Below are 12,620 nucleotides of genomic sequence, written 5' to 3'. Positions count from 1 at the left end.
CGCAAACCCGGGGCCTGAAGTAGCATCGGCGGATGCGATTCATTCATTCATTGCGCCGCGGTTCGGTGCGCACCCGGCTGGTCGTGCTGGTGCTGGCGCCGCCGCTGCTGATGCTGCCGCTGCTGATCGGGCTGGTCGTGCACTGGGGCAATTCGGCCTACGACCAGTTGCTCATCTACAAGGTGAATGCCGAACTGACCATCGCACGCCAGTACTTCGACCGCGTGCTCGACGGCCAGAAGCAGGCGATCGCCGGGCTGGCCGCGTCGGGCAGGCTGCGCAGCGTGCTCGACAACCCGGCCAGACTTGGCACGCTGCTGGCGGCACAGGCCGGCTCGCAGCACTTCGACTATCTCTATGTGCTCGATCGTCAGGGGCGGGTGCGTGCAGCGTCCAACGGCGCGAAACCGGGTGAGGCGCGCGCCGACTGGCCGGTGGTGCGCGGCGCGCTCGAAGGCGAGGCACGGGTTGTGCTGTCGGTGTTCGACGCCGCCCGGCTCGAAGCGATCAGCCCGCCGCTGCTCGAACGCGCCCGACTCGCCATCGTGCCGACCACCAATGCCCGGCCCGACCCGCGCAGCGAGGAAGACCGCGGCATGGTGATCCATATCGCCGTACCGATACTCGACGCGCAGGGCGAACAGATCGGCGTGCTCGAAGGCGGTCAGCTGCTGAACCGCAACCTCGATTTCGTCGACACCATCAACGACCTCGTCTACAACGACGGCGCCTTGCCGCTGGGCTCGCGCGGCACTGCCACGCTCTTCCTCGACGACGTGCGCATCGCCACCAATGTGCGCATGTTCGGCGGCGACCGCGCGCTCGGTACGCGCGTGTCGGCGGCGGTGCGCCACCGCGTGCTCGACAACGGCGAGCGCTGGCTGGACCGCGCCTTCGTCGTGAACGACTGGTATGTGTCGGGCTACGAACCGGTGGTCGATGGCGACGACCGGCGCATCGGCATGCTCTACGTCGGCTTTCTCGAAGCGCCCTTCCGCGAGGTGAAGCAGAACATCCTGGCGGCGCTGATCGGCCTGTTCGCACTCATCATGGCGACCGGCGTCGTGCTGTCGCTGCGCGGCGCGCGCAGCATCTTCCGGCCGATCGAGCGGATGGATGCGACCATCGGCGCCGTCGAGAAGGGCGATGCGACGGCGCGCACCGGTGCGGTCGAGGGCGGTGAGGAAATCGCCCGTCTGGCCAGTCACCTCGATACCCTGCTCGATACCGTGGCTGCCCGTGAGGCCGAACTGAAACAGCTCAACGCCGAGCTGGACCAGAAGGTAGTCGAACGCACCGCCGAATTGCGCGAGGCGCAGCGCCAGCTGGTGCGCTCGGAAAAGCTGGCTGCCATCGGCCAGCTCACCGCCGGTGTGGCGCACGAGATCAACAATCCGATCGCCGTGATGCAGGGCAATCTCGACCTGATGCGCGCCTTGCTCGGCCCGGCCGGCAATACGGTGAAGACCGAAGTCCGGCTGCTCGACGAACAGATCAACCGCATCCGCGTCATCGTGACCAAGCTGCTGCAGTACGCGCGGCCGGGCGAGTTCGCCGGCTATGTGGACGAGCTGGACACCGCGACGCTGCTGCACGACACGCTGCCGCTGGTGCAGCACCAGGCGCGCAAGTCCGGCGTCGACATCGTGTTCGATACCGAAGCGACGACCCGTGTGCGCATCAATCGCGACGAGCTGCAGCAGGTGCTGGTGAACCTCATCGTCAACGCGCTGCATGCGATGCCCGACGGCGGCACGCTGACGCTGGCGACGCGAGACAGCGAAGATCCGGAAGGTGCACGGATAGACGTGCGCGACACCGGCCACGGCATCGCGCCCGAACACATCGGTCGCGTATTCGATCCCTTCTTCACCACCAAGCGTTCGGAAGGCACAGGCCTCGGGCTGTCGGTGTCGCTCGGCCTGATCGAGCGCTACGGCGGCACCATTACGGTCACCAGCACGCCTGGCGAGGGCACCTGCTTCAGCGTGCACCTGCTGGCCGAACCGCAGTTCCGCGGCGCCGAGGGACCGGCGCACGCGTAAGGCAGCATCGCGACGCGAGTCGCGATGCTGCTTTCTCAGCGCACGATGGAAAAACCGACGCGGAACTGCGCCGGGCCGCTGCGGTTGTAGTCGATCAGGCTTTCGCCGTAGCCATTGAAGTACTGGAAGTGCAGGAAGCCGCCAGCGCCGGCGTCCGCCAGCAGGCGGCGCTTCAGCCGGTAGGACAGGTCCAGCTGCAGCGAGCCCTGGTCGCCCGGATAGCTTTCCGCCTTCAGCAGCCAGCCGTCGTCGTTGCCCACTTCCACGCCGACCAGCGCGTAGCCGCGGTACTTCGATATGTCGCGGTTGTTGGGATCGCGGTCGGTGTAGTCGAACAGCTTCACCGACGCACCGATGTGGGTGTTGTGGTCGATGTCCCAGCGCCAGGACGGTTTCACGAACAGCGTGTCGATCGAGCGCGATTCGATGCCGTCGCGGCCGTTCGACTGGTGTTCGTAACCGGCTTGGGCGCTCACCGTGTGGCGCGACCCGATCTGCCGGTATGGCCCGAACTCGTAGAAGAAGCTGGGCTTGTAGGTGGTGTCGCGGAAGGGTTTGGAGTCGCCGCTCCAGTCCCAGGTCGAAGTCTGCGTGTAGCCGAAGTGCAGGCCGGTCAGCAGTTCGCCCAGCGGCAGTTCGGTCGCCCAGCCTTCCGGGTCGAAGATGCGGTACTTGAACGACAGCTGGAAGCGCGCCGTGGTGTCGCCGCGCGAGCCGGCGACGAAGTAGACCGGCTCGTGCGTCCCCAGACCGATACGATTGCGGCCCAGGTTGACCACGCCCGCCGGCTCGGCGTCCTGGTCGTCGGTCGTAGTGGGACGGGCGGCGCCCGGCGTCGTGATCGCCACTGCGCCGGCGGCCAGCGGCGCCGGTCTGAGCTGCACCAGCAGCACGCTGGATGCAGCCGACGTCAGTTCCAGACGGCCGGTGCCATCGAGATCGGTCGGGAATACCGCCGAGTAGTCGCGTCGCCCGCCCTGTGCCGGCGTGGCAGCGCGCAGCGTCACGTCGGCGGCGCGGGCGCCGACGATGATGCGTGCCTTCAGTTCGTCGGGCAGCGCTTCGCCGGCGGTCGACACGACCGTCAGTGTGAGCGGCAGACCGGGGTCGATCACGGTCTGCCGCGTGGCGAGCAACAGGTCCGCCTGCACGGGCGCGGCGAACAGCGCACCGAGCAGCGCGAACAGCAGGGTGGAACGATGGTAGGGCGCGGCGCGACGCGGGCGGATCATGGCGGGGGACTCCAGTGTGGACTGCCCGCGATTCTGCCTTGCCGCCGGCCGCTTGCGCTGTCGGTATGGACCGACCACGCGCCAGCGCCGTCCTACCGGGTGTTCACCACAGCGTTTCGCGTTCCGGCGAGGCGCTGATGCGATGGATGGCGAGGTCGGCGCCTTCGAATTCCTGTTCCGCATCGAGCCGCAGGCCGACGAAGACGCGGAGGATGCCGTAGATGGCGAAGCCACCCGCCAGTGCAATGACGACGCCGGCTACGGTGCCGACCAGCTGCGTCATGAAGGTGACCGAGCCGAGACCGCCGAGCGCTTCCAGCCCGAAGATGCCCGCTGCGATGCCGCCCCAGGCGCCGCACAGACCGTGCAGCGGCCAGACGCCGAGCACGTCGTCTATCTTCCAGCGGTTCTGCGTCAGCGTGAACATCAGTACGAACAGGCCGCCGGCGACCGCACCGGTGGCCAGCGCACCGAGCGGGTGCATCAGGTCCGAGCCGGCGCAGACCGCGACCAGCCCTGCCAGCGGGCCGTTATGCACGAAGCCCGGGTCGTTGCGGCCGGCGACCAGTGCCACCAGCGTGCCGCCGACCATGGCCATCAGCGAATTGACCGCGACCAGGCCGTTCACCGCTTCCAGCTTCTGTGCGCTCATCACGTTGAAGCCGAACCATCCGACGGTCAGTATCCAGGCGCCCAGCGCGAGGAAGGGGATGCTCGACGGCGGGTGCGCGGCGATGCCGCCGTCGCGCGAGTAGCGGCCGCGGCGCGCGCCGAGCAGCAGCACGGCGGCAAGCGCGACCCAGCCGCCGAACGCGTGCACCACCACCGAGCCGGCGAAATCATGGAATGGAGCGCCGAACTGCGCTTCGAGCCAGCTCTGGAAGCCGAAGTTGCCGTTCCACACCATGCCTTCGAACAGCGGGTAGAGCAGGCCGACGATCAGCGCGGTCGCCATCACCTGCGGCCAGAAGCGCGCGCGCTCGGCGATGCCGCCGGACACGATGGCCGGGATTGCCGCCGCGAAGGTGAGCAGGAAGAAGAACTTCACCAGGTCGTAGCCACTCGACTGGGTGAGCGAGGCTGCACTGCCGAAGAAATGCACGCCGTAGGAAATGCCGTAGCCGATGAAGAAATACACCAGCGTCGATACGCAGAAATCGACCAGAATCTTCACCAGGGCGTTCACCTGGTTCTTGCGTCGCACCGTACCGACTTCGAGGAAGGCAAAGCCGGCGTGCATCGCCAGCACCATGATGGCGCCAAGCAGGATGAACAACACGTCGGCCGAGGTCTTGAAACTGTCCATGAGGGCTCCAGAAATCACAATCGCGGTGCGTTTAGCAAGGAGCGCACCAGAATGTGTCGGTCTGGTGACGGTCGATGCACGGTGATTGAGCGTAATCCGGAGTGCCGCACCAGGCCGTGCTCCCGGCACAGCTCACTGGTCGGTCTTTGGTTGCACTGAGCTGGGGCGTGGCGTGTTTTCAGGCACTAAAAGTGTGCTTGCTGAAACAAATTCGATCAAAATGCCCTGCTGTGGTGCAAACAGCCTTAGTGCGTGATTCAGGAGACAGCGTTGAAGTACAGCAATTTCAAGTCGTTCGTGAGCGTCGTCGAGGCGCGCAATCCGGGGCAACCGGAATTCATGCAGGCGGTCACCGAAGTGATGGAGAGCCTGTGGCCCTTCATCGAGGCGCATCCGCGTTACGCCGAACAGGCCCTGCTCGAGCGACTGGTCGAACCCGAGCGGGTGATCATGTTCCGGGTCAGCTGGGTCGATGACAAGGGCGAGGTGCAGGTGAATCGCGGCTACCGCATCCAGCACAGCTCGGCAATTGGCCCCTACAAGGGCGGCATCCGCTTCCACCCGTCGGTGAACCTGTCCATCCTGAAGTTCCTGGCTTTCGAGCAGACCTTCAAGAACGCGCTTACCACGCTGCCCATGGGCGGCGGCAAGGGCGGCTCGGACTTCGACCCGAAGGGGCGCAGCCAGGGCGAAATCATGCGTTTCTGCCAGGCTTTCGTGTCCGAACTGTTCCGCCATATCGGCTCGGATACCGACGTGCCGGCTGGCGACATCGGCGTCGGTGGTCGTGAGGTCGGCTATATGGCCGGCATGATGAAGAAGCTCAGCAATCGCGCCGACTGCGTGTTCACCGGCAAGGGCCTGAGTTTTGGCGGTTCGCTGATCCGTCCGGAAGCGACCGGCTACGGCACCGTCTACTTCGCCGAGGAAATGCTGTGCCACGCCGGCCATTCGATGGCCGGCCTGCGTGTCGCCGTGTCCGGCTCGGGCAATGTGGCGCAGTACGCGGTGGAAAAGGCGATGGCGCTCGGCGCCAAGGTGGTGACGGTGTCCGACTCCGGCGGTACGGTGATCGACGAGGACGGATTTACGCCGGAGAAGCTGGCCATCCTGATGGACGTGAAGAACGTGCAGTACGGCCGCGTCAGCGACTACGCGAAGAAGGTGGGCGCTGCTTTCGAGGCGAACATGCGGCCGTGGCGGGTGCCGGTCGATGTCGCGCTGCCTTGCGCGACGCAGAACGAACTGGACGAGAGCGATGCGCGCACGCTGATCGCCAACGGCGTCCGCTGCGTGGCCGAGGGCGCCAACATGCCGTCGACCATCGAAGCGGCCAAGGCATTCGAGGCGGCGGGCGTGCTGTACGCGCCGGGCAAGGCATCGAACGCAGGCGGTGTCGCGACCTCGGGTCTGGAAATGAGCCAGAACGCGATCCGCATGAGCTGGACGCGCGACGAGGTCGATACCCGTCTGCTGCACATCATGCAGGGCATCCACGGCGCCTGCCTGCAGTACGGCAAGCGCAAGGACGGGCGCGTCAGCTACCTCGACGGCGCCAATGTCGCCGGCTTCGTCAAGGTGGCCGAGGCCATGCTGGGGCAGGGCGTGGTCTGACGGACCTGCTCCCGCTCGGCGCCGCCGTGCGGGAGAGCGGTGCTCGCGACATCGGCCGGGGTGCTGCAGCGACGCGTTGCCGTGCATCCTGGCCAACAAAAAGCCCACTCCGCGGAGTGGGCTTTTTTGTGGAGCAGTACTTCGATTACTTCAGGGTGATTGCCAGCGAATCGGCCACGTAATCGATGTTCTTCGAGTTCAGCGCGGCCAGGCAGATGCGGCCGGTGCTGACCGCATAGATGCCGAATTCGTCGCGCAGGCGGTCGACCTGGGCCACCGTCAGGCCGGTGTAGCTGAACATGCCGCGCTGGCGCACGACGAAGGAGAAGTCGCGTGCAACGCCACGGGCGGCCAGCTTGTCGACCAGACCGGTGCGCATGGCGCGGATGCGCTCACGCATTTCGCCCAGTTCCTGTTCCCACATCGTGCGCAGTTCCGGCGTCGCCAGCACCGAAGCGACGATGGCGCCGCCGTGGGTCGGCGGGTTCGAGTAATTGGTGCGGATGGTGCGCTTGAGCTGGCTCAGCACGCGCGCCGACTCATCCTTCGACGCGGTCACGATGGACAGCGCGCCGACGCGCTCGCCGTACAGCGAGAAGGACTTCGAGAACGAGCTGGAAATGACAAAGCTCAGGCCGGACTGCACGAACTGGCGCACCGCCACGGCGTCCTGGTCGATGCCGTCGGCAAAGCCCTGGTAGGCCATGTCGAGGAAGGGCACCAGGTTGCGCGACTTGCACACCTCGACCACTTCGCCCCACTGGGCGTCGGTCAGATCGGCGCCGGTCGGGTTGTGGCAGCAGGCGTGCAGCAGCACGATCTGGTTGGCCGGCAGCGCCTTCAGGTGGGCAATCATCGCGTCGAAGCGCACGCCGCGGGTGTCGGCGTCGAAGTACGGATAGACATCGACTTCGAAGCCGGCGGCTTCGAACAGCGCGCGGTGGTTTTCCCAGCTCGGGTCGCTGATGTACACCCGGGCCTGCGGCAGCAGACGCTTCAGGAAGTCGGCGCCGATCTTCAGTGCGCCGGTGCCGCCCAGGGCCTGGGCGGTGACCACGCGGCCGTCGGCGGTCAGGGCGGCGCCCTGACCGAACAGCAGGTCCTGCACCGCCTTGTTGTAGGCCGGCGCACCCTCGATCGGCTGGTAACCGCGCGGCGGCGCATTCTTCATGCGCGCCTCTTCGGCCGTGCGCACCGCGCGCAGCAGCGGCAGCTTGCCCGCGTCGTCGTAGTACACGCCCACGCCCAGGTTCACCTTGGTGGTGCGGGTATCAGCGTTGAAGGCTTCGGTCAGGCCCAGGATGGGGTCGCGCGGGGCCATCTCGACGGACGAGAATACGGACGGGTTCATGCGTGCTCCGGTGTGCAGGGTTGGTTTGCCCGGTACGGGCGGTGCGTCGTGCTATTAAAGATAGGTCGAAAAACGGACAACAATCGCGCTAATGTCTGCCTTTGCCCGAACGCCGCCGAAGTCGCGCGGTCATCAGGCTGCAAACGATTTGTGCAACGCAAAATTCTACCATGTCGGAAACTGTCGCCGCACCCGCCTTGTTAACCTTTGACAACAGCCCTTACCGGCTGCACCAGCCCTTCCCGCCGGCCGGCGATCAGCCGGGCGCCATCGCCAAACTGGTCGAGGGCATCGACGACGGACTCATGTTCCAGACCCTGCTGGGCGTGACCGGTTCGGGCAAGACCTTCACGATGGCCAACGTGATCGCGCGCACCGGTCGCCCGGCCATCGTGATGGCGCCGAACAAGACGCTGGCCGCCCAGCTGTACTCGGAATTCCGCGAGTTCTTCCCGGAGAACGCGGTCGAGTACTTCGTCAGCTATTACGACTACTACCAGCCGGAAGCCTACGTGCCGTCGAAGGACCTGTTCATCGAGAAGGACAGCGCCATCAACGAGCACATCGAACAGATGCGGCTGTCGGCGACCAAGAGCCTGATGGAGCGGCGCGACGTGGTCATCGTCGCCAGCGTGTCGTCGATCTACGGCATCGGCGACCCGGTGGATTACCACGCGATGATCCTGCACCTGCGCGAAGGCGGCACGCTGCACCAGCGCGACATCATCGCCCGGCTGGTGCAGATGCAGTACCAGCGCAACGACACCGACTTCAAGCGCGGCACCTTTCGCGTGCGCGGCGACGTGATCGACATCTTTCCGGCCGAACACGCGGAAAACGCGCTGCGCGTGTCGCTGTTCGACGACCAGATCGAGGAACTGTCGCTGTTCGATCCGCTGACCGGCCAGGTGCGCAGCCGCATCGGCCGCTTCACCGTCTATCCGTCCAGCCACTATGTGACGCCGCGCGCCACTGTGCTGCGCGCGATCGATGCGATCAAGATCGAGCTGGAAATGCGTTCGAAGGAACTCGTCAGCCAGCACAAGCTGGTCGAGGCGCAACGCATCGAGCAGCGCACCCGTTTCGACCTCGAAATGCTGAACGAACTGGGCTTCTGCAAGGGCATCGAGAACTACTCGCGCCACCTGTCAGGCCGCCAGCCGGGCGAGCCGCCGCCGACACTGATCGACTACCTGCCGCCGGACGCGCTGATGTTCATCGACGAGTCGCACGTGACCATTCCGCAGATCGGCGGCATGTACAAGGGCGACATGGCGCGCAAGACCAATCTGGTCGATTTCGGCTTCCGCCTGCCGTCGGCGCTGGACAACCGGCCGCTCAAGTTCGACGAGTTCGAGAAGCTGATGCCGCAAACGGTGTTCGTGTCGGCCACGCCGTCCGCCTACGAGGCCGCCAACCAGGGCCAGGTGGTCGAGCAGGTGGTGCGGCCGACCGGTCTGGTGGACCCGGTGGTCGATATCCGCCCGGCGTCCACCCAGGTGGACGACCTGCTCGGCGAGATCCGCAAGCGGGTCGAGGCGTCCGAGCGGGTGCTGGTGACCGTGCTCACCAAGCGGCTGGCCGAGGACCTGACCGACTATTTCAGCGAGAACGGCGTGCGCGTGCGCTACCTGCACTCCGACATCGACACCGTCGAGCGCGTGGAAATCATCCGCGACCTGCGGCTCGGCGAATTCGACGTGCTGGTGGGCATCAACCTGCTGCGCGAAGGTCTGGACATTCCCGAAGTGTCGCTGGTCGCCATCCTCGACGCCGACAAGGAGGGCTTCCTGCGTTCGGAGCGCAGCCTGATCCAGACCATAGGCCGGGCGGCGCGACATCTGCACGGCACCGCCATCCTGTACGCCGACAACATGACCGACTCGATGAAGCGCGCCATTGCGGAAACCGAACGGCGGCGCGCCAAGCAGATCGCGCACAACGAAGCGCACGGCATCACGCCTAAGGGCGTAGTCAAGCGGATCAAGGACATCATCGACGGCGTCTACGACCAGGAAGAGGTCGCGCGCGAGCTGATGGTGGCCGAGGAACACGCGCGTTTCGAGGCGATGAGCGAGAAGGATCTGGCGAAGGAGATCAAGAAGCTCGAAAAGGAGATGGTCGAGCACGCGAAGAACCTGGAATTCGAAAAGGCGGCCGAGGCACGCGACCGCCTGTTCAAGCTGCGCAGCGGCGCTTTCGGCGTCGCCTGAGCTGGCACGGTCTCAGCGAGCGGCCGCCGCTTCGCGTCGCGGCAGCGGAATGGCTGCGGCCGGCGGCGTGCTCCCACCGGCGAGGCGATTGACGATGCGCTCGACGCCGAGCACCAGCAGCAGCGCTTCGTCGCCGTCGCCGCTGCCGCCAAGCACCGATTCGCCCAGCACATTGCCGCCGGCCAGCATCGCCGGTATCTGGCGCAGGCGGGCGGTCGATACTTCCGGAATGTCGCCCAGCGCGTCGGCCAGTATGCCGATGCGGGTGTCGTCGTCGCGGCGAAGCACGAGTACCTGCCGCGTCGAGTCGTCGGATGTCGACGGGACCGCTTCGTCGTCGTGCAGCATGCTGGCGATATCGAACACGGCGATCGGCACGCCGTCGTACATCAGATAGCCGGCCATCGTTTCGCCGGCACCGGGCACGCCGGTCAGACCGGCCGCATCGACCGCCTCGATGACTTTCTCGCTGCGCAGTCCGAACCAGTTCCGGCCGACGCGGAAGGTGGCGATTTCCACCGTGTCGTCGCTGCTCGCGTCGCCGCGGATTGCTGGCGCCGTGCAGCTCGCCGTAGCCGACTGCACGGCGACCGCGCACAGGGGCATGAATACCAGTGCGGTGACGCGCGTGCGGGCGGCGTTCGCGCCGCTGCCGTACTCACGGTAGCCGTGCGAGTTCGCCACGCCGACCGCGAAGTACTGGTCGTCGATGGGCAGCACGCCACTGCCGTCGTCCGCCAGCGCCAGCGCCTCGACGGCCTCTGGCGGGCGGTGACCGGGGCGCCAGCGCTCGTCGGTGCAGGCAATCACCTGGGCCTCGGCGTCGATGAAGGCCGCGAAGCAGCCGTAGCGGACTGCGCCGTCGGCGCCGCGCGGCAGGCAGTCGCGCAGCATGGCGAGCAGTTGTGGCGCGCTGTCGAACACGACAGCGACGCCGCCGATGACCGGTGCCTTCTCGTCGCCGGCCGACGGCGCGCGCAGCGCTGCACCATATATATAGGTGGGTGCGTTGCCGTACAGCGCACTCGGCGCAAAGGCGGACACTGCCCACGCCTGGGAGTCGTCCAGCGCCAGCGTCCTGCGCACCCAGTCCTCGCCCGGCGCGCGCCCGCTCCACGATGCGCCGCCGACGGTCGAACCCGATTCAGCGACGACCACGCCTTGCGTGTCGAACACCAGCAGGTTGGCATAGACGGTGTAGAGCGAGTGGATGTAGCGCAGCACCTCGGTGACGCGCTGCCGGCCCGCGTCGTCGATCGGCGCTGCAAGCACCTCGCGGAACACCGAGGTGAGCGCCCACCAGCGGCAGTCGTTGGCGCGCTCGTACAGATTGCGGTCGAGGATGTCGATGGCCAGCGACGCTGCGAAGCGGCTGTCGTGCAGGATGGCCGACACCACGGTTTCGTGCAGATTGGCGATCGAGCGCTCGAACACGTCGCGGGTGCGGTCGCCGGTATTGCTGATTTCCCACAGCAGGATTTTCGAGAAGGCCGGGTTCAGTGCGCGCTGCGAACTGCTCTGCCGGACGTTGCCGTTCCACACCGAGCGGTTCAGCGTGCGCTGGATGCGGTCGGCCTGTTCCGGGATGCGCCGCAGCTGTTCGGAGAACAGTGTCGGGCTGGACATGATGGCGCTGCGTACCTCGTCGCCCAGCGCGCGCAGCGGTGCGGCCGCTTCGCGAGCGAAGGCGTGCTCGACCGGCAGCATCACCAGCCCGCACCAGCCGGGGCCGGCGTAGCCCTGATAGCCACGGCTCGGGCAGCGCATGGCGAGGTATTCGCGTGCGGCAAAGCGAAGTCGCTGGACCTCCGGACCGTCGGGGCAGGGCAGACGGGCACCGAGCGGAACGTGGAAGCGGTCCGAACTGGCGATCACCCGGTGGTCGGCGTCAACGACCAGGATGACGGCCCAGTCGTCGGCCGTCAGCAGGCCGTCGAAGATGCGCTGCATTTCGTCGTCGAAGCGGAACACCAGGCTCAGCACGCCGATCGCCTTGCCCGCGTCGTCGCAGACGCGGCAGGAATAGACCAGCGACTGTGTCTGTGCCGGAAGGAAGTCGACGGCACGGAAGGTTTCCACGTAGCCGGCGTCGGTCGCCAGTGCGTCGGCGATCAGCGCGTCGTGCGACTGTGCCGGTGCCGTCGTGTCGTCCAGCCGCAGCAGGATGTGGCCTTCGGTGTCGGTCAGCACGATGTCCGAGTACACGGTGTACTTCGCCGCGTATTCGGCGAAACGCGTGCGCAGTTGCGTCCGGGCGGCGGCCAGGTCGCGGGCCAGCAGCACATTGCCCGCGCATTCGTGGACCTTGCCGATGAACTGCCGGATGTCGGCGTCGCAGGCGAGGAATCCGATGTCGGCGGTGCGCTCGAACAGATTGCGTACCAGGATATCGATCGCGACCTGCGCCTTGGCCGACATTTCCTGCCGGCAGGTGCGCAATTCCTCGTGGCCGAGCTGGTTGAGCAGCGTGCCGGTCAGTTCGGCGAAAGCGTGCCGGGTCCCGCTCATGTCGGTGCCGGTCCCGGACAGCTGGCCCAGCATGGTGAGGTTGTCCCAGACCGACTGCAGGTTGCGCAGCAGTTCGCGGTACTCCTCGACGTTGTCCATGTGGCGGATGACACCCGCCAGCTCGGCATCGACTTCGATGTTCTTGTACTGGGCCATGGCTCGGCTCTCCTCATGTGCGATGTGTGCTGACGCACCCGTGGGGCGCCGCTTCTTGTTTTCGCTCTGCATCCCGGGACATAACGATCGCCGGGCGCGGATTCATGAGCATCGTTAGTGCCGTAACTCCCGTTCTTCCGTGACGCAGTTCCCTATTGCCGGGCGGAGTGCGCCTGCGTTGTCGCCGCTTCCATA

General features: G+C 66.3%; 7 protein-coding genes. 3 read left to right on the top strand and 4 right to left on the bottom strand.

The window, feature by feature from the left end:
- Nucleotides 1-32 precede the first annotated feature (32 nt).
- Entirely contained in the window at nt 33-2,045 is a 2,013-nt protein-coding gene (locus tag METRZ18153_RS0112200; RefSeq protein ID WP_029143726.1) for a cache domain-containing protein, read from the top strand.
- Nucleotides 2,046-2,080: 35 nt separating this feature from the next.
- Here the strand turns inward: METRZ18153_RS0112200 and METRZ18153_RS0112195 are convergent, their stop codons facing one another.
- Together METRZ18153_RS0112195 and METRZ18153_RS0112190 are read right to left on the bottom strand one after the other, a co-directional pair.
- Complete coding sequence (locus tag METRZ18153_RS0112195; protein ID WP_020164990.1) at nt 2,081-3,277, bottom strand: phospholipase A; 1,197 nt, start codon at nt 3,275-3,277, stop codon at nt 2,081-2,083.
- A 103-nt stretch (nt 3,278-3,380) separates the two neighbouring features.
- On the bottom strand, nt 3,381-4,583 hold the full coding sequence (locus METRZ18153_RS0112190) for an ammonium transporter (RefSeq protein WP_020164989.1): 1,203 nt from the start codon (nt 4,581-4,583) through the stop codon (nt 3,381-3,383).
- Nucleotides 4,584-4,853: 270 nt separating this feature from the next.
- Here METRZ18153_RS0112190 and gdhA point away from each other — a divergent pair, with 270 nt between their 5' ends.
- Complete coding sequence (gdhA, locus tag METRZ18153_RS0112185; RefSeq protein ID WP_020164988.1) at nt 4,854-6,197, top strand: NADP-specific glutamate dehydrogenase; 1,344 nt, start codon at nt 4,854-4,856, stop codon at nt 6,195-6,197.
- Between the two features lie 145 nt (nt 6,198-6,342).
- Here gdhA and METRZ18153_RS0112180 read toward each other — a convergent pair whose 3' ends face one another.
- The gene (locus METRZ18153_RS0112180) at nt 6,343-7,548 is read right to left on the bottom strand and encodes an amino acid aminotransferase (RefSeq protein WP_020164987.1); all 1,206 of its coding nucleotides are present in this window, start codon (nt 7,546-7,548) and stop codon (nt 6,343-6,345) included.
- 170 nt (nt 7,549-7,718) lie between these two features.
- Here METRZ18153_RS0112180 and uvrB point away from each other — a divergent pair, with 170 nt between their 5' ends.
- Nucleotides 7,719-9,761, top strand: a complete 2,043-nt coding sequence (uvrB, locus tag METRZ18153_RS0112175) for an excinuclease ABC subunit UvrB (protein ID WP_020164986.1) — start codon at nt 7,719-7,721, stop codon at nt 9,759-9,761.
- 12 nt (nt 9,762-9,773) lie between these two features.
- Here the strand turns inward: uvrB and METRZ18153_RS0112170 are convergent, their stop codons facing one another.
- Complete coding sequence (locus METRZ18153_RS0112170) at nt 9,774-12,425, bottom strand: chemotaxis protein CheW (RefSeq protein ID WP_020164985.1); 2,652 nt, start codon at nt 12,423-12,425, stop codon at nt 9,774-9,776.
- Nucleotides 12,426-12,620 lie beyond the last annotated feature (195 nt).

Origin of the sequence: Methyloversatilis discipulorum (genome assembly GCF_000385375.1) — a bacterium.
Classification (GTDB): Bacteria; Pseudomonadota; Gammaproteobacteria; order Burkholderiales; family Rhodocyclaceae; genus Methyloversatilis; species Methyloversatilis discipulorum_A.
This window is presented reverse-complemented; position numbering and strand designations above follow the sequence as displayed.